The organism is Pseudomonas sp. PH1b (genome assembly GCF_000633395.1).
Classification (GTDB): domain Bacteria; phylum Pseudomonadota; class Gammaproteobacteria; order Pseudomonadales; family Pseudomonadaceae; genus Aquipseudomonas.
Map to the genome: position 1 here is coordinate 124,835 of NZ_AYMU01000004.1, position 17,142 is coordinate 141,976.

General features: G+C 63.9%; 14 protein-coding genes. 3 read left to right on the forward strand and 11 right to left on the reverse strand.

From position 1 onward, the window contains the following. Positions 1–38: 38 nt before the first annotated feature. Positions 39–248 (forward strand): cold-shock protein, encoded by a 210-nt coding sequence (locus U873_RS0107305; RefSeq protein WP_011059510.1) that lies wholly within the window; start codon positions 39–41, stop codon positions 246–248. Positions 249–350: 102 nt separating this feature from the next. Here U873_RS0107305 and U873_RS0107310 read toward each other — a convergent pair whose 3' ends face one another. From U873_RS0107310 to U873_RS0107325, 4 genes are all read right to left on the reverse strand, one after another. Then, positions 351–728 carry a hypothetical protein gene (locus U873_RS0107310; RefSeq protein WP_025127626.1) on the reverse strand — a complete coding sequence of 126 codons (378 nt, stop codon included), beginning with the start codon at positions 726–728 and terminating at the stop codon, positions 351–353. Positions 729–814: 86 nt separating this feature from the next. Then, entirely contained in the window at positions 815–1,624 is an 810-nt protein-coding gene (locus U873_RS0107315; RefSeq protein ID WP_025127627.1) for a putative RNA methyltransferase, read from the reverse strand. After that, positions 1,624–2,775, reverse strand: coding sequence for a succinyl-diaminopimelate desuccinylase (dapE, locus tag U873_RS0107320; RefSeq protein WP_025127628.1), 1,152 nt, complete (start codon positions 2,773–2,775; stop codon positions 1,624–1,626). Before dapE ends, U873_RS0107315 begins: the two co-directional genes overlap by 1 nt. 186 nt (positions 2,776–2,961) lie before the next feature. Then, entirely contained in the window at positions 2,962–5,553 is a 2,592-nt protein-coding gene (locus U873_RS0107325; protein WP_025127629.1) for a glycosyltransferase, read from the reverse strand. A gap of 218 nt (positions 5,554–5,771) precedes the next feature. Between U873_RS0107325 and tcdA the strand changes: the two genes are divergently transcribed. After that, positions 5,772–6,584 carry a tRNA cyclic N6-threonylcarbamoyladenosine(37) synthase TcdA gene (gene tcdA, locus U873_RS0107330; RefSeq protein WP_025127630.1) on the forward strand — a complete coding sequence of 271 codons (813 nt, stop codon included), beginning with the start codon at positions 5,772–5,774 and terminating at the stop codon, positions 6,582–6,584. A 301-nt stretch (positions 6,585–6,885) separates the two neighbouring features. On the opposite strand, the gene U873_RS0107335 is transcribed toward tcdA, so the two are convergent. The 4 genes from U873_RS0107335 to U873_RS0107350 all read right to left on the reverse strand — a co-directional run bounded on the left by U873_RS0107335 (position 6,886) and on the right by U873_RS0107350 (position 10,171). Further along, positions 6,886–7,302, reverse strand: a complete 417-nt coding sequence (locus U873_RS0107335) for a SufE family protein (protein ID WP_025127631.1) — start codon at positions 7,300–7,302, stop codon at positions 6,886–6,888. Then, positions 7,299–8,504 (reverse strand): aminotransferase class V-fold PLP-dependent enzyme, encoded by a 1,206-nt coding sequence (locus U873_RS0107340; protein WP_025127632.1) that lies wholly within the window; start codon positions 8,502–8,504, stop codon positions 7,299–7,301. Before U873_RS0107340 ends, U873_RS0107335 begins: the two co-directional genes overlap by 4 nt. 236 nt (positions 8,505–8,740) lie before the next feature. Continuing rightward, a complete protein-coding gene (gene dapD, locus U873_RS0107345; RefSeq protein WP_025127633.1) occupies positions 8,741–9,775 on the reverse strand; it encodes a 2,3,4,5-tetrahydropyridine-2,6-dicarboxylate N-succinyltransferase in 1,035 nt (344 codons plus the stop codon). Positions 9,776–9,808: 33 nt separating this feature from the next. Then, positions 9,809–10,171, reverse strand: coding sequence for an ArsC family reductase (locus tag U873_RS0107350; RefSeq protein WP_025127634.1), 363 nt, complete (start codon positions 10,169–10,171; stop codon positions 9,809–9,811). A gap of 235 nt (positions 10,172–10,406) precedes the next feature. Between U873_RS0107350 and U873_RS0107355 the strand changes: the two genes are divergently transcribed. Then, entirely contained in the window at positions 10,407–12,053 is a 1,647-nt protein-coding gene (locus tag U873_RS0107355; RefSeq protein WP_025127635.1) for a Na+/H+ antiporter, read from the forward strand. Positions 12,054–12,125: 72 nt separating this feature from the next. Here U873_RS0107355 and dapC read toward each other — a convergent pair whose 3' ends face one another. The 3 genes from dapC to map form a co-directional block, all read right to left on the reverse strand. Beyond that, a complete protein-coding gene (gene dapC, locus U873_RS0107360) occupies positions 12,126–13,325 on the reverse strand; it encodes a succinyldiaminopimelate transaminase (protein WP_025127636.1) in 1,200 nt (399 codons plus the stop codon). A gap of 39 nt (positions 13,326–13,364) precedes the next feature. Beyond that, complete coding sequence (locus U873_RS0107365) at positions 13,365–16,067, reverse strand: [protein-PII] uridylyltransferase (protein WP_025127637.1); 2,703 nt, start codon at positions 16,065–16,067, stop codon at positions 13,365–13,367. 79 nt (positions 16,068–16,146) lie between these two features. Further along, entirely contained in the window at positions 16,147–16,929 is a 783-nt protein-coding gene (gene map, locus U873_RS0107370; RefSeq protein ID WP_025127638.1) for a type I methionyl aminopeptidase, read from the reverse strand. Positions 16,930–17,142 lie beyond the last annotated feature (213 nt).

Below are 17,142 nucleotides of genomic sequence, written 5' to 3' on the forward strand. Positions count from 1 at the left end.
TGAGCCAATCCAATAATAAAAAAATGAGGTATGGATTCATGACTACTCGTGAGACCGGCAACGTGAAGTGGTTCAACGACGCCAAGGGCTACGGCTTTATCCAGCGTGAAGGTGGGGCGGACGTGTTCGTTCACTATCGGGCGATTCGTGGCGAAGGCCACCGTTCCCTGACCGAAGGCCAGCAGGTGGAGTACGCCGTGGTCGAAGGCCAGAAAGGTCTGCAAGCCGAAGACGTCGTCGGCCTGTAACCGACTCTGTAGGAGCTGGCGTGCCAGCGACTTTGGCGCGCGCTGGCGATGCAAGGCTCAGGAGCCCCTTCGCCGGCAAGCCGGCTCCTACGGGTTTAGGGTTCAGGCGGTACGCCAGGTAATCTCTTCCTCACCGTCGGCGCTGATGCGAATCCAGCGATCGGCTGTCTCTTCACCCTCTTCCTCGACCCAGGTACCCGGTGCGCAGCGCACCTCGACATTCAGCGCGGCGAAAGCGGCGCGGGCACAGGCGATGTCGTCGTCCCATGGGGTCTGGTCGCTTTCCAGGTACAGGCTGTTCCACTTGCCCACGGCCTTGGGCAGCCAGGTCACCGGCACCTGGCCTGCGGTGCATTTGTAGGTCTGGCCCTTCTGTACCCATTCGCTGCAGGGGCCGAACACGCTGCCCAGCCAGGCGGCGATGGCCTTGTAGTCGACGTCGGCGTCTTTCAGGTAAATCTCGATATCGGGCTGGCGCATGGATGTCCTCATTGCCGGTGTGAAAAATCCATTCGCGGATTTAGTCGGTCTCAAGCCCATGCTCGAGACCTTGGGTTGATAGGGGGTTATTGCAGCACGAAATAATCGTAGCGCATCGACACGCTGACCTCGAAAGGCTCGGGCTGGTCGATTACCGCGGCCCGGCGCTCGGCGCTGGCGCGCCAGCCATGGGGGGTCATGGCCAGCAGATTGGCGCGGTCTTGCGGGCGCTCCAGGTGCAGCTTGAACTCCAGGGTCTCGCTGTGGGCCAGGGCCATGCCTGCAGGCACCAGGGCCAGGTGCTTGTCGTCGGTGTATTCGCGCACTTCGTCGTACAGGCGCTCGCGCAATTCCATCAAATGGCCGCTGGTGGGGCCAACCTTCATCAGGCCGCCACCGGGGCTCAGCAGGCGCTTGGCTTCCAGCCAGTCGAGGGGGCTGAAGACGCTGGCGAGGAACTGGCAGCTGGCATCGGCCAGGGGGATGCGCGCCATGCTGGCGACCATCCAGGTCAGTTGCGGGGCCCGCCGGCAGGCGCGCTTCACCGCTTCCCGGGAGATATCCAGGGCGTAGCCGTCGGCGCCGGGCAGGGCCTCGGCCAGTTGTGCGGTGTAGTAACCCTCGCCACAACCGATGTCGACCCAGCGCTGCGGCGCACGTTGTGTTGCCAGTTCGGCCAGGCGCCGGGCCACCGGGGCGTAATGCCCAGCGTTGAGGAAGTCGCGGCGGGCCTCGACCATGGCCTGGTTGTCTCCCGGGTCGCGGCTGTTCTTGTGCTGCACCGGCAACAGGTTCAGGTAGCCCTGGCGCGCCCGGTCGAAACGATGCCCGGCCGGGCACACCACGCCATTGTCCACAGTGTCCAGTGGAGCGCTGCAAAGAGGACAGGCGAGCATCAGGCGAGCAACTTGATCAGGGTCTGGTAGTAGATCTCGGTCAGCACATCGAGGTCGCTGGCCAGGACCCGCTCGTTGACCTGGTGGATGGTGGCGTTGACCGGTCCCAACTCCACCACCTGGGTGCCCAGGGTGGCGATGAAGCGCCCATCGGAGGTGCCGCCGCTGGTGGACGCCTGGGTTTCGCGGCCGGTGATCTGCTTGATGCTGGCCGACACCGCGTCCAGCAGGGCGCCGGGTTCGGTCAGGAACGGCAGGCCGGACAGGGCCCATTCCACATGCCAGTCCAGGCCATGCTTGTCGAGAATCGCCGCGACCCGCTGTTGCAGGCCTTCCACCGTGGATTCGGTGGAGAAACGGAAGTTGAACAGCGCGGTCAGTTCACCGGGAATCACGTTGGTGGCGCCGGTGCCGGAATTGAGATTGGAGATCTGGAAGCTGGTGGGCGGGAAGAACGCATTGCCGTCGTCCCAGTGCTCGGCCGCCAGTTCCGCCAGGGCCGCGGCCGCCAGGTGGATCGGGTTCTTGGCCAGGTGCGGGTAGGCCACGTGGCCCTGCACGCCGCGCACCGTGAGCTTGGCGCCGAGGGAGCCACGGCGCCCGTTCTTCACCACGTCGCCCACCAGGCTGGTGCTCGAAGGTTCGCCGACGATGCACCAGTCCAGGCGCTCCTGGCGTGCTGCCAGGCGTTCGATCACGGCCTTGGTGCCATGATGCGCCGGGCCTTCTTCGTCACTGGTGATGAGGAAGGCTACCGAGCCCTTGTGGTCCGGGTAGTCGGTGACGAAACGCTCAGCGGCCACCAGCATCGCCGCCAGGCTGCCCTTCATGTCCGCCGCGCCACGGCCGCAGAGCATGCCGTGCTCATCGATCAGCGCATCGAACGGATCGTTCTGCCAGGCCTGCACCGGGCCGGTCGGCACCACGTCGGTGTGACCGGCAAAGCACAGCACCGGGCCTGGGTGCTTGCCATGGGTGGCCCAGAAGTTGTCCACGTCCTCGATGCGCATCGGTTCCAGCTTGAAACCGGCATCGCCCAGGCGCTGCATCATCAGCTTCTGGCAGTCGGCGTCCACTGGTGTCACCGACGGACGGCGGATCAGGTCACAGGCGAGTTGCAGGGTCGGCGAAAGGTCGGCGTGGGCCGTCATGGGGAACTCCGGTGCAAGGCATTGTGTAGGAGCCGGCGGGCCGGCGAGGGCGGTTGAACACAGATACCGCGTTGTTTTGTTCGCTGGCAAGCCAGCTCCTACAGGTGGTGGGCAAGGCGCGCAAAATGGCGGGTATCTTAAAGCAAAACGGCGGCCTGAGGCCGCCGTTTAGTGCTTTGGATCGATTTAGCTGGCTGGGGCCGGCAGGCTTTCTTCCGCCGGTTTGGGCAGCGACGAGAGGAATGCCATGACCAGCGCCGCCACGTAGGGCAGGGACTGCACCAGGAGCATGGTCACCCAGAAACGCATGTCGTTGCTCGGCAGGCCCTGCACCAGGAAGATCCCCAGCGCCGCGCCCCACAACAGCAGCATGATGAACAACTCTTCCCGGGCTTCGGAGATGGCCACCCAGAAACCGTGGTTGTCGGCGTTCTTCGGCGTGCGGAAGAACGGGATGCTGCTGGTGAAGAAACCGTACAGCACCGCCTTGGCGATGGTATGGGACAGGGCCAGGCCCGCCAGGGCCGCGCAGAACGCGTCCTTGAGGTTGACCCCCACCGCACGGCGGTAGAGGAAGATGATCTTGCCGACCTTGAACACGAACAGCGCCAGCGGCGGGATGGCGAAGATCAGCAGGGGCGGGTCCACCTGCTTGGGCACGATGATCATCGCCGCCGACCACAGCAGGGCACCGAGGGTGAAGAAGATGTTCATGCCGTCGGCGACCCACGGCAGCCAGCCCGCGAGGAAGTGGTAGCGCTGGCCCCGGGTCAGCTCGGTGTTCTTGCCGCGCAGCAGGCTGGCGGTGTGGCGCTTGATGATCTGGATCGCGCCATAGGCCCAGCGGAAACGCTGCTTCTTGAAGTCGATGAAGGTGTCGGGCATCAGGCCCTTGCCGTAGCTTTCGTGGTGGTACGCCGCCGACAGGCCTTTCTCGAACACCCGCAGGCCCAGTTCAGCGTCTTCACAGATGCACCAGTCGGCCCAGCCCAGCTCTTCGAGTACCGAACGCCGGGTCATGGTCATGGTGCCGTGCTGGATGATCGCGTCACGGTCGTTGCGGGTGACCATGCCGATATGGAAGAAGCCTTTGTATTCTGCATAGCAGAGCTTCTTGAAGGTGCTTTCGTTCTGGTCGCGATAGTCCTGGGGCGACTGCACGATGGCGATTTTCGGATCGGCGAAGTGCGGCACCATGTGCTTGAGCCAGTTGCGGTCGACGCAGTAGTCCGAGTCGATCACTGCGATCACTTCGGCATCCTTGGCGGTGTGCGGCAGCAGGTAGTTCAGTGCTCCGCCCTTGAAACCGGCCAGGGGCGCGACGTGGAAGAACTTGAAGCGCGGGCCCAGGGTCTCGCAATAGGCCTGCACCGGTTCCCAGACCGCCGGGTCCTTGGTGTTGTTGTCGATGATCAGGACTTCGAAGTCCGGGTAATCGAGGTTGGCCAGTGCGTTGAGGGTCTGTTTGACCATCTCCGGCGGTTCGTTGTAGCAGGGCACATGAATCGACACTTTCGGTCGGTAGTTGGAATCGCCTTCCACCGGCAGGAATTCGCGCCGGCGCTTGTGGATCCACACCGCCTCGGCCAGTTCATGGGCCTCGGTCAGCAGCACGATGAACACCCCCAGCGCCCCCAACGCGAGGAGGAAGCCCACGGTCAGGCTGAACCAGGTGCTGTATTGCTGGCTGTAGTCGTAGCCGATCCACACCAGCACCGAACCGCAGAGGAACGCGATAAAGGTCAGGAAGGTGCGGCCACGCTGGCGCAGCGCCGAACCGTCGATCATCAGCAGGGTCAGCGACAGCAGGGCCAGTACCACCGAGCCGATGGCCAGCACCCGCCATTGGGGAATCGCTACCACCGGGCCTTCGAAGTTGAACTTCTGTTGGCGCGCGGCGTTGAACACGCCCCAGTAGGCGCCCACCGAACCTTCATCGCTGGCCTTCCACGGCTGGTCGAAGGCCTCGATGACGAAATAATTGTAGCCCTGGCGGTTGAGTTCATTGACCAGGGTACGCAGGTAGATGGCCTGGTCCGCCGGGCTGGCATCGGCGCCGCCGCGCATGCGGCCATTGCTCGGCCAGCCCACTTCGGACAGCAGCAGGGGCTTTTTCGGGAACATCTTCTTCAGGTCCCGGGCGCGGTCGAGGACGAACTGCCCGGCCTTGTCCACCGGGATGAACTCCCAGTAGGGCAGGATGTGTGAAGCGATCAGGTCGACGTGCTGGGCCAGTTCCGGGTGCTCTTCCCAGACGTGCCACTGTTCCGAGGTGGTCACCGGGACCTTCACCGCGGCGCGGACCCGATCCAGGAGTACCGACAACTGGTCGGCGGTGATTTCCTTGCGGAAGATCGCCTCGTTGCCCACCACCACCCGCACGACGCTGCGGGAGCTGTTGGCCAGCTCGATGGCGCGGACGATTTCCCGCTCGTTGCGTTCCAGGTCCGGGCTGATCCAGATCCCCAGGGTCACCCGCAGGCCGAACTCTTCCGCCAGCTTGGGAATATCCCCCAGGCTGCCGTCTACCGAATAGGTACGGATGTTGTCGGTCAGCTTGCTCATGATCTCCAGGTCGCGACGCATTTCATCGTCGGACGGGTACTGGTCCTTCTGCGGGAACTGGCCCTGCTGGAACGGCGAGTAGGAGAAACCGGAGATCTGTTCCGGCCAGTTGGGGGCCGAGACCGGGCGATTGATCAACGCCCAGAAACCAGTGAACAGCGCGGCAATGGCCAGCACTATCACCAGGTTGAGTCCAAATTTACGCGATGACATAGCTATTTCGGGTTCCAAAAGGTGTGGAACGAGGGGAAGGTCGGCTGGCGCCAAACGGCGGGCATCCTACACCGGGCCTCGACTGAGCGTACAGCGCACAGAGGAAAGCCGGACCTTGGGCACTGCATTTGAACTTAAGTTCTTAACTTGTAGCTTGTTGCTTAAAACTTGTCGCTGCGAAGCCCTATAATGCGCGCCGGTTTTTTCAGGTGGTGGTCATGAGTACAGAAGATCCGCGGTTTGCCGGCGTCGCCCGTTTGTATGGCATCGAGGGGCTGGAACGCTTGCGCGCGGCCCATGTGGCGATTGTCGGTGTCGGTGGCGTCGGTTCCTGGGCGGCGGAAGCCATTGCCCGGTGTGGCGTGGGCGAAATCTCCCTGTTCGATCTGGACGATGTCTGCGTCAGCAACAGCAATCGCCAGCTGCACGCACTGGACAGTACCGTCGGCAAGCCCAAGGTCGAGGTCATGGCCGAGCGCCTGCGGGGCATCAACCCCGATTGCAGCGTGCATGCGGTGGCGGACTTCGTGACCCGCGACACCATGGCCGAGTACATCACCCCGAACATCGACTGCGTGATCGACTGCATCGACAGCGTGAATGCCAAGGCGGCGCTGATTGCCTGGTGCAAGCGGCGCAAGATCCAGATCATCACCACGGGCGGCGCCGGCGGGCAGATCGATCCGACCCTGATCCAGGTCTGTGACCTCAATCGCACCTTCAATGATCCGCTGGCCTCCAAGGTGCGCTCCACCCTGCGCCGTGACTACGGCTTCTCGCGCACCGTGACTCGGCATTACAGCGTGCCCTGCGTGTTCTCCACCGAACAGCTGCGCTACCCGAAGCCCGATGGCAGCATCTGCCTGCAGAAGAGTTTTGTCGGTGACGGCGTCAAGCTCGACTGCGCCGGTGGCTTTGGTGCGGTGATGATGGTGACCGCGACCTTCGGCATGGTGGCCGCGACCAAGGCGGTGGACAAGATTGTCGCCGGCGTGCGCCGTCCGTCCGAGCGCAGCAAACCCGGCGCATAAGACCCGCTCGCCCAGACGCAGGCCGTTGTAGGAGCTGGCTTGCCAGCGAAAGGGGCCCAGAGGGCGATGCAAGGCATCAAGCCCTTTGCGCCGGCAAGTGCTGAGGCGGGTTTGAGCTGTTGTAGGAGCTGGCTTGCCAGCGAAAGGAGCCCAGAGGGCGATGCAAGGCATCAAGTCCTTTGCGCCGGCAAGTGCTGAGGCGGGTTTGAGCTGTTGTAGGAGCTGGCTTGCCAGCGAAAGGAGCCCAGAGGGCGATGCTCGGCTTGAGGCCTTGTTCGCCGGCAAGCCGGCTCCTACACGGTTACGCAGTGGGGGCGCTGGCCAGTTCGCTCATGCGTTGCCATACCGCATTCAGGCCATTGCTGCGCGACGGCGAGAGCTGGCGCGACAGGCCCAGCTGATTGAACCAGTCCGCCAGGTTCACTTCCCGTAACTGCTCTGCGGTCAGGCCGTTGACCCGCGCCAGCAGCAGCGCCACCAGGCCGCGGATCAGCCGCGCATCGCTGGCTGCGGCGAACTGCCAGTGGCCATCCTCCACGGTCGCCAGCAGCCAGACCTGGCTTTCACAGCCGTGGACCCGATTGGCTTCGACCTTGTCGGCTTCCTCCAGCACCGGCAGACGTTCGCCCCATTGCATCAGCAGTCGGGCGCGCTGCTCCCAGCCGGCCGCTTGCTCAAAGACTTTCAGTGCTGCAGCGGCTGCCTCGGGCAGGCTCATCGCAGCAACTCCAGGGCCTGGTCCAGGGCTTCGAAGAAGCGCTCCAGGTCTTCAGAGTCGTTGTACAGCGCCAGCGACACGCGAATCGCACCGGTCAGGCCCAGCCCCTTGAACAGTGGCATGGCGCAGTGATGCCCGGCGCGCACGGCAATTCTTTGTTCGGTCAGCAGGTGCGCCAAGTCGGAGTTGTGCACCCCGTCGACCACGAAGCTGGCCAGGGCCAGTTTTGGCGTGCCCACCAGGCGGATGCCCTTGCGCGCCTGCAGGCCCTGCAACAGATAGGCGTGCAGCGCGCTTTCATGGGCGTTGACTGCGTCCTGGTCCAGGGTACCGAGGTAGTCGAGGGTGGCGCCCAGGCCAATGACGCTGGCGATCGGCGGCGTACCAGCCTCGAAGCCCAGGGGCGCCGGCCGGAAACTGGCGTGCTGGTAGTCGGCGTCCTGGACCATCTCGCCACCAAACTGCCAGTGGTGCAGGCCCTTGAGCGCCTCATGACGGCCGAACAGCACGCCGACCCCGTCGGGGCCGTACAGCTTGTGGCTGGAAAAAACGTAGAAATCGCAGCCCAGGGCCTGTACATCGTGGCGCCCGTGGACCACGCCCTGGGCACCATCGACCACGGTCAGGGCGTCATGGGCCTTGGCCAGGGCCAGCAGTGGCGGCAGTGGCTGCCAGGCACCGAGCACGTTAGACAGCTGGCTTACCGCCAGCAGTCGGGTCCGTGGGCCGATCAGGTCGGCCGCAGCGTCGAGGTCGATCAAGCCGTCGGCGCCCAGGGGCAGGACCACCAGCTTGAGTGCGCGGCGCTGTGCCAACTGCTGCCAGGGCAGCAGGTTGGCGTGGTGTTCGAGGGCGCTGATGACCAGTTCATCGCCCGCTTGAAAATGGTGTTCCAGGCCGTAGGCCAGGAGATTCAGGGCACTGGTTGCGCCGTGGGTGAAGATGATCTGCCCGCTGTCACCGGTATTCAGCCATTGGCCGACCTTGCTGCGGCTGTCTTCGAACGCCTGGGTGGCGTGGGCGCCGGGCAGATGCTGTGCACGATGCACATTGGCCGTGCCATTGGCGTAGTAGTGCACCAGGGCGTCCAGCAGGGCCTGGGGCTTTTGCGTGGTGGCGGCGTTGTCCAGGTAGGTCTGGTCCTGGCGTTGCAGGGTGGCGATGGCCGGGAAGTCGGCGCGCCAGGGGGAGGGCACAAGCATGGTGGGAGGACTCGTTTGAACAGGCCGGGCGCTGATGATAAGCGCCCGGCAGGTTCCGATGAAACCGAATCGCTGCTTCGGCTCTGCAGGAAAACTGCCTGCGCTGCGACCAGGCGGCGCGTTGGGCGCCTTCGGCACTAAGCAGAAGCAGGCTCGGAATGCTCATGTAGGTCCCTACACGCGCCTCCTCGCCGGCTTTTGCCTTGGCTGATCGCCCAGCGAGTTTTCCTACAGGCTTAGTTGTGAGCGTGCAGCGCTTCGTTCAGCTCGATCGCCGACTTGTGGGTCTTGCACTCCACGGCGCCGGTTTCCGAGTTGCGACGGAACAGCAGGTCCGGCTGGCCGGCCAGCTCACGGGCCTTGAGCACTTTCACCAGCTGGTTGTTTTCGTCCAGCAGCGCGACCTTGGTGCCGGCAGTCACGTACAGGCCCGACTCCACGGTGTTGCGGTCGCCCAGGGGGATGCCGATGCCGGCGTTGGCGCCGATCAGGCAACCTTCGCCAACCTTGATCACGATGTTGCCGCCACCGGACAGGGTGCCCATGGTCGAGCAGCCACCGCCCAGGTCCGAGCCCTTGCCGACGAAGACGCCGGCCGAGACGCGGCCTTCGATCATGCCCGGGCCTTCGGTGCCGGCGTTGAAGTTGACGAAGCCTTCGTGCATCACGGTGGTGCCTTCGCCGATGTAGGCGCCCAGGCGGATCCGCGCGCTGTCAGCGATGCGCACGCCGCTCGGCACCACGTAGTCGGTCATTTTCGGGAACTTGTCCACCGAGAACACTTCCAGCAGCTCGCCGCGCAGGCGCGCTTCGAGTTGGCGCTCGGCCAGCTCGCCGAGGTCGATGGCGCCCTGGCTGGTCCAGGCCACGTTCGGCAACAGCGGGAACACCCCGGCCAGGCTCAGGCCGTGGGGCTTGACCAGGCGGTGGGACAGCAGGTGCAGCTTGAGGTAGGCCTCCGGGGTGGAGCTCAGCTGGGCGTCTTCAGCCAGCAGGGTGGCGACCAGCGGCTTGTGGCTCTCGGCCAGGCGGGTCAGCAGGGCGGCCTGGGTGGCGTCGATGCCTTTCAGGGCATCGGCCAGCTGCGCGGCCTGGGCGGTGGTGAAGGTGATGGCCTGGTTGCCTTCGCTGTAGCCCAGGATCGGCGCTACCGCAGCAAGGATTTCGCTGGAAGGCTTGAGCAGTGGCGCGGCGTAGAACACTTCCAGCCAAGCGCCTTGACGGTTCTGGGTGCCGACACCGAATGCCAGGCTGAACAGGGTAGTGGACATGCAGTTACCTCTTGCGAAATTGAGTGAGCAGGCTTACTGGAGCGCTGCCGCGTAAAGGTCTGGCTTGAAGCCAATCAGGGTCTTGTCACCGAGATCGAGCACCGGGCGCTTGATCATCGAGGGTTGCGCGAGCATCAGTTCAACGGCTTTCGCCTGGTCGAGATCGGCTTTGCTTTCGTCATCGAGTTTGCGAAAGGTCGTGCCCGCGCGGTTCAACACCACCTGCCAGCCGTGCTCGTCGCACCATTGGTTCAGGTGCTCACGGTCGATGCCGGAGGTCTTGTAGTCGTGGAAGTCATAGCTGACAGCGTGTTCATCGAGCCAGGTGCGCGCCTTTTTCATGGTGTCGCAGGCTTTGATGCCGAAAAGGTGCAACGTTTTGCTTGAAGCGGTCAAGGAATTGCCCCCTTTGGAGTTGCTGGAGATAAAAGACCACGGATTATGCCACGACCGCGGCGCTTCGGCGTCGGCCTGAATTCGGCTTTGTCGCAGGTTATTGCAAGGCGCCCAGGCGGTTGCGACTTTTGTGCAGCGGTCGAGTGTGAGCTTAAGAGGCTAATATGGCACTTCGTCGGCGACTCTTCGCTCATATATGTACGATTTTTCTTGTTAAGCCTTGGATTTTCGCTTTATGCAAACCGCTTATACCGTGCTCATCCTGTTGATGCTGGTGAGCCTCTCGCGTCTTGTCGGGCGGGTGATCCCGCTGCCATTGCCCTTGGTGCAGATCGCTGCCGGGGCCTTGCTGGCCTGGCCGACCCTGGGTTTGCACGTGGCCCTGGACCCGGAACTGTTTCTCTTCCTGTTCCTGCCGCCGTTGCTGTTTTCCGATGGCTGGCGCATGCCCAAGCGTGAGTTCTGGCGCCTGCGCGGGCCGATCCTGACCCTGGCGGTGGGCCTGGTGCTGTTCACCGTGGTCGGTGCCGGGTACTTCATTCACTGGCTGCTGCCGACCATTCCCCTGCCGGTGGCCTTTGCCCTGGCCGCGGTGCTCTCGCCCACGGACGCGGTGGCGGTTTCGGCCATTTCCCAGAACCGTCTGCCGACCCCCTTGATGCACATGCTGCAGGGCGAGGCCTTGATGAACGACGCCTCGGGCCTGGTGACCTTCAAGTTCGCCCTGGTGGCGGCCATCACCGGGGTGTTCTCCCTGGCCAATGCCAGCCTGACCTTTGTCCTGGTGGCGGTGGGCGGGCTGGCGGTCGGTGTGGCCTTGAGCTGGCTGGTGGGGCGCCTGCGGGCCTGGATGATCGCCCGTGGCTGGGATGACCCGGCGACCCACGTGGTGTTCATGCTGCTGTTGCCCTTCGCGGCCTACGTCCTGGCTGAGCGCCTGGGCGCCTCGGGCATTCTCTCGGCGGTGGCGGCGGGGATGATGCAGAGCTGGCTCGACCTGCTGCCGCGCCAGACCAGCACCCGACTGCTCAACCGCAGTGTCTGGTCGCTGCTGGAATTCGCCTTCAACGGCCTGATCTTCCTGCTCCTGGGGCTGCAACTGCCGGACATCATCAAGGCGGTGGTCAGTCACGAGACCTCGCTGTGGCCAACCCTGTTCTATCGCTGCCTGGATGTGGTGGCGATCTTCCTGGTGTTGCTGGTGCTGCGCTTCATCTGGGTGCAGAGCATCTGGCGTCTGTCCGGCCTGTTGCGGCGCTGGCGTGGCAAGGGTGAATTGACCCTGGTGCCGACGGCGCGCTCCTGCTGGCTGCTGACTGTGGGTGGGGTGCGTGGGGCGGTGACCCTGGCGGGCGTGATGTCGGTGCCCTTGTTCCTGGGGGCTGGGGAAGCGTTCCCGGAACGGGACCTGCTGATCTTCATCGCTGCCGGGGTGATTCTGCTGTCCTTGGTCGCGGCCTGTATCGCCTTGCCTTTGCTGTTGCGCGGCATCCCCAAGAGTCCGGACGACAAGCGTCGAGGCGAGGTGCGTGATGCCTGGCGCAAGACCGCCGAAGCGGCGATCCATGCCCTGGAGGCCGAAGAAGTGGCCGAAGGCACCGAGGCCCCGGATGCGGCGCAGGCGGCCCTGGCCACCGAGCTCAAGGGGCGCCTGATGGCCGAGTACCGGCATCAGTTGGAGGTCTATAACGATTCGGCCGAGGCCCAGGCCATGGCGTTGCAGATGGACCTGCTGGAGCGGCGCCTGCGGCTCAAGGCCTTGCGCGCGCAACGCTTGGAGTTGTACCGACTGAGCCGGCATCACCAGATTGGTGACGATGTGCTGCGCGAGGTATTGGCGGACCTGGATTTGAGCGAGGCCAATCTGGGGCAGGTGAAGTGAGCGGATGACGCTTTCGCCGGCAAGCCGGCTCCTACAGCGGGGATGTAGGAGCCGGCTTGCCGGCGAAGGCCCTCAAGCGCGACGCAACACGAAGTCGCGAATTCGCTCGGCGGCTTCCACGCACTCCGCCAGCGGCGCAACCAACGCCATGCGCAAGCGCCCGGCGCCCGGGTTGGTACCGTCCACATCCCGCGACAGATAAGAGCCCGGCACCACGGTCACGTGCTCCTGCTCGAACAGGTCGCGGCAGAAGGCCGCGTCATCCCCGGCCACGTTCGGCCACAGGTAGAAGCTGCCATCCGGGCGTTGCACGTCCAGTACCGGCGCGAGGATCGCCAGCACGGCGTCGAACTTCTCGCGGTACAGGGCGCGGTTGGCGCGCACGTGTACTTCATCGTTCCAGGCGGCGACGCTGGCCAGTTGGGTTTGCACCGGCATGGCGCAGCCGTGGTAAGTGCGGTACAGCAGGAAGCCCTTGAGGATGTCCGCGTCGCCAGCGACGAAGCCCGAGCGCAGGCCCGGCAGGTTGGAGCGCTTGGACAAGCTGTGGAACACCACGCAGCGCTTGAAGTCCTGGCGGCCCAGTTCGGCGCAGGCGCTGAGCAGGCCCGGCGGTGGGGTCTGCTCGTCGAAGTACAGCTCGCTGTAGCACTCGTCGGCCGCGATCACGAAGTCATGTTCGTCCGCCAGGGCGATCAGCTTCTTCAGGGTGTCCATCGGGATCAACGCGCCGGTAGGGTTGCCCGGTGAGCACAGGAAGAGGATCTGGCAGCGCTGCCAGATCTCGGCCGGCACGGCGTCGAAGTCCGGGTTGAAGCCGTTTTCGTCCAGGCAGGGCAGGTAGTGGGGCTTGGCTCCGGCGAGGAAGGCCGCGCCTTCGTAGATCTGATAGAAGGGGTTGGGGCTGACCACCAGGGCATCGTCGCCGCGGTTGACCACGGTCTGGGTGAAGGCAAACAGCGCTTCGCGGGTGCCGTTCACCGGCAACACGTTGCGCGCCGGATCGATCCAGCCGGTTGGAACGCCAAAGCGTCGTTCGCACCAGCCGGCAATGGCTTCGCGCAGGGCCGGGATGCCCAGGGTGGTGGGGTAGACCGCCATCTGCTCAAGGTTGTTGGCCAGGGCTTCGGCGACGAAGCTTGGCGAGCGGTGCTTGGGTTCGCCGATGGACAGGGCGATCGGACGCTTGTCCGGGTTGGGCGTCACGCTGCCGAGCAAGGCGCGAAGCTTTTCGAACGGGTAGGGCTGCAACTGGTTCAGAGCGTTGTTCATCGGTGCGGTATCTCACACAAGGCGGCGGTTCATGACCTGTCAGATGCTCAGGCGGGTCATTTCGATAGTCGGTTCGTGGCGGACGCTCAACTGTTCGACGATCGCATCCTGCAAGCGGCTGCACAGCTGGGGGTCGGATAAGGGCTGGTTGTGCGCGTCGGTGATGAAGAACACGTCTTCCACGCGCTCGCCCAGGGTGGCGATCTTGGCGTTCTGCAGCGACAGGTCGAACTCCAGGAAGATCTTGCCGATTCGCGCCAGGAGGCCCGGGCGGTCCGGGGCGCTCAGTTCCAGCACGGTGACCGGGCGCTGGGCGTCGTTGTGGATGGTCACCTCGGGTTCGAAGGCAAAATGCTTGAGCTGGCGCGGCACTCGACGCTGGATGATGGTTGGATAGTCGTCGGGGTTGCGCAGTGCCTCGGTCAGGCCTTTGCGGATCTGTTCGACCCGCTCGGGGTTGTTGCCGATGGACTCGCCGTCGTTGTCCAGGACGATGTAGGTGTCGAGGGTGAACTGGCTGCTGGAAGTGATGATCCGTGCGTCGTGGATGTTCAGGTTGAGCTGGTCCATGGCGGCTACGGTCACGGCGAAGAAGTCGTGCTGGTCCGGGGCGTAGATGAAGATCTGGGTGCCGCCCTCGAATTCGCGCTGGGCGATTTCCTTGATCAGCACCAGCGGGCCGCCGTCGGCCGGTTGCTGGAGGATCGCATCACTGTGCCAGGCCACGTCGCCGGCGGTATGGCGCAGGAAATAGTCGTCGCCCAATTGCGACCAGAGTTGCTCGACCTCGTCCGGATCGGTGCCATTGCGCACCAGGATGTCCAGGGCGGCGCTCTGGGTCTGGCGGATCTGCTCTTCCCGGTCCACCGGGTTTTCCAGGCCGCGGCGCAGGGCGCGCTTGGTCTCGGTGTAGAGCTGGCGCAGCAGGCTGGCGCGCCAGGAGTTCCACAAGGTCGGGTTGGTGGCGTAGATGTCGGCGACGGTCAGCACATAGAGGTAGTCAAGATGGGTCTGGTCGACCACGAACTGTGCGAAGTCGTGGATCACCTGCGGGTCGGACAGGTCCTTGCGCTGGGCGGTGGTGGACATCACCAGGTGGTTCTGCACCAGCCAGACAATCAGCCGGGTGTCCCATTGTGGCAACTGATGGCGCACGCAGAAGGCTTCGGCGTCCACCGCACCGATTTCCGAGTGGTCGCCGTGCCGGCCCTTGCCGATGTCGTGGTACAGGCCGGCCAGGTAGATCAGCTCGGGCTTGGGCAGCTTGCCCATGAGCTTGCTGGCCAGGGGGAATTTCTCCGAGATCGGCGTGTACTGCATTTTGCGCAGGTGCTTGATCAGGTTCAGCGTATGGGCGTCCACGGTATAGATGTGGAACAGGTCGTGCTGCATCTGCCCGACGATGAAGCCGAACTCCGGCAGGTAGCGTCCGAGAATGCCGTAGCGGTTCATCCGGCGCAGGTTGCGGTGAATGCCGATCTCGCACTTGAACAGCTCGATGAACAGGCTGGTGTTGCGGATGTCGTGACGGAAGTCGTCGTCGATCAGGTGCCGGTGCTCGCGCAGCAGGCGGATGGTGTCAGCACGCACGCCCTTGATTTCCGGGTGCTGGGCCATCAGCACGAAGATTTCCAGCATGGCGAACGGCGTGCGCTTGAACACGTTGTCGTTGATCGCCTCGATGTAACCATCGTGCAGCTGGAAGCGCGGGTTGATCGGTTGCGGCGGGGCCTCGTCATCGGGGGCGAGGATCACCTCTTCGAAGTGCTGGATGATCAGGTCGCTCAACTGGGCGATGCTCATCACCACCCGGTAGTACTGCTGCATGAAGCTTTCGATGGATTGCTTGGCGTCATCGCCTTCGAAGCCCAGCAGGGTGGCGATGGAGCGCTGATGGTCGAGCAGCAGGCGGTCTTCGGAGCGCCCGGCGAGCATGTGCAGGGCGTACCGCACCTTCCACAGGAACTCCTGGGACGAGGCCAGCAGGGCGTTCTCGCTTTCCACCAGGAACCCTTCGCCGGCCAGGGCTCGCAGGTTCAGGGTGCCGTACTGGCGCCGGGCGACCCAGAGGATGGTCTGGATATCCCGCAGGCCACCCGGGGAGCCTTTGACGTTGGGTTCCAGGTTGTATTCGGTGTCGTTGTACTTGTGATGCCGGGCCTTCTGCTCGGCGCGCTTGGCCAGGAAGAAGTCCTTGCTCGGCCACATGTGCGCGGTGCTGGTGACTTCCAGCATGCGCTGGCGCAGGTGCTCGGGGCCGGCGATGGTGCGACTTTCCATCAGGTTGGTGATCACCGTCAGGTCGGCCCGCGCCTCTTCGACGCACTCGTCCACCGAGCGCACGCTTTGCCCGACTTCCAGGCCGATGTCCCAGAGCAGGGTCAGAAAACGTTCGATGGAGTCGCGGAAGATTTCGTGATCGGCGCTGTCCAGGAGGATCAGCAGGTCGATATCGGAGTAGGGGTGCAGTTCGCCGCGACCGTAGCCGCCGACCGCCACCAGAGCGATGTCGGCGTCCTCGCTCCAGCTGAACTGATCCCAGGCCTTTTGCAGGATGTTATCGATGAACCAGGCGCGGTCTTCGATCAGCCGGCGGATCTCCCGCCCACTGCGAAAGCGGGTATCGAGCACTTCCCGTGCCTGACGAATGGCCTTCTTGAACGCGGCGATGGGGCTGGCTTTCAGCGCCAGTTCCGCCTGGAACTGACCACGGTCGAAGAGTTCGGGATCCACCTGCGGCATCGATCGGCTTTCCTTTCTATCTATAAGGTCGGGACGCGGCGCTTGGGTCTGTCACCCTGCGGCGACAGACCCCGGGGAGTCAGGCAGAAACCCGGGCGATGGTGTCGTCGCTGCGCAGGGTGAAGATCTCGTAGCCGGTCTCGGTCACCAGCAGGGTGTGTTCCCACTGTGCCGAAAGCTTGCGGTCCTTGGTGATGGCGGTCCAGCCGTCGCCCAGCACCTTGGTGTCGGCCTTGCCCTGGTTGATCATCGGCTCGATGGTGAAGGTCATGCCGGCCTTGAGTTCCATGCCGGTGCCCGCACGCCCGTAGTGCAGGATCTGCGGCTCTTCGTGGAACACCTTGCCGATGCCGTGGCCGCAGAACTCGCGGACCACCGAAAAACCGTTCTTTTCCGCGTGCTTCTGGATCACTTCACCGATGTCGCCCAGGCGGCAGCCCGGCTTGACCAGTTCGATGGCCTTGTACATGCATTCCTGGGTGATCTGCGACAGGCGCTCGGCCCACACCGGCACGCTGCCGACGTGGAACATGCGGCTGGTATCGCCGTGGTAGCCGTCCTTGATCACAGTGACGTCTATGTTCAGGGTGTCGCCATCCTTCAGCGGCTTCTCGTTGGGAATGCCGTGGCACACCACGTGGTTGATCGAGGTGCAGATGGACTTGGGGAACCCCTTGTAATTCAGCGGGGCAGGGATCGCACCCTGCACATTGACGATGTAGTCATGGCAGATGCGGTCCAGTTCTTCGGTGGTCACACCGGGTTTGACATGCTCGGCAATCATTTCCAGCACGTCGGCGGCCAGTTTGCCGGCGACACGCATTTTGGCGATGTCCTCGGGAGTTTTGAGGGTGACGGTCATACAGGCTCTCTTGACGCTCAGGGGCGCGATAAACACGGAATGGCTTGAAAACCTGCAGTTGCAAAGCGGGGCCTACGGTGGGCCGGTGAGGTTTTCAGAAGCCGCAAAGGTGCGATTCTAACAGACGGCCAGCGTAAATCTGAGGTTCTGCTGGCGCTTCTCTCTATACAATGGTGCATTCTGGCGCGATTCCAAGGGCGGGGCAAAAAGTGC

Bases quoted from the DNA above. Each gene is read 5' to 3' on its own strand.
- U873_RS0107305 (WP_011059510.1), top strand. From the start codon at position 39: ATGACTACTCGTGAGACCGGCAACGTGAAGTGGTTCAACGACGCCAAG.
- U873_RS0107310 (WP_025127626.1), bottom strand. From the start codon at position 728: ATGCGCCAGCCCGATATCGAGATTTACCTGAAAGACGCCGACGTCGAC.
- U873_RS0107315 (WP_025127627.1), bottom strand. From the start codon at position 1,624: ATGCTCGCCTGTCCTCTTTGCAGCGCTCCACTGGACACTGTGGACAAT.
- dapE (WP_025127628.1), bottom strand. From the start codon at position 2,775: ATGACGGCCCACGCCGACCTTTCGCCGACCCTGCAACTCGCCTGTGAC.
- U873_RS0107325 (WP_025127629.1), bottom strand. From the start codon at position 5,553: ATGTCATCGCGTAAATTTGGACTCAACCTGGTGATAGTGCTGGCCATT.
- tcdA (WP_025127630.1), top strand. From the start codon at position 5,772: ATGAGTACAGAAGATCCGCGGTTTGCCGGCGTCGCCCGTTTGTATGGC.
- U873_RS0107335 (WP_025127631.1), bottom strand. From the start codon at position 7,302: ATGAGCCTGCCCGAGGCAGCCGCTGCAGCACTGAAAGTCTTTGAGCAA.
- U873_RS0107340 (WP_025127632.1), bottom strand. From the start codon at position 8,504: ATGCTTGTGCCCTCCCCCTGGCGCGCCGACTTCCCGGCCATCGCCACC.
- dapD (WP_025127633.1), bottom strand. From the start codon at position 9,775: ATGTCCACTACCCTGTTCAGCCTGGCATTCGGTGTCGGCACCCAGAAC.
- U873_RS0107355 (WP_025127635.1), top strand. From the start codon at position 10,407: ATGCAAACCGCTTATACCGTGCTCATCCTGTTGATGCTGGTGAGCCTC.
- dapC (WP_025127636.1), bottom strand. From the start codon at position 13,325: ATGAACAACGCTCTGAACCAGTTGCAGCCCTACCCGTTCGAAAAGCTT.
- U873_RS0107365 (WP_025127637.1), bottom strand. From the start codon at position 16,067: ATGCCGCAGGTGGATCCCGAACTCTTCGACCGTGGTCAGTTCCAGGCG.
- map (WP_025127638.1), bottom strand. From the start codon at position 16,929: ATGACCGTCACCCTCAAAACTCCCGAGGACATCGCCAAAATGCGTGTC.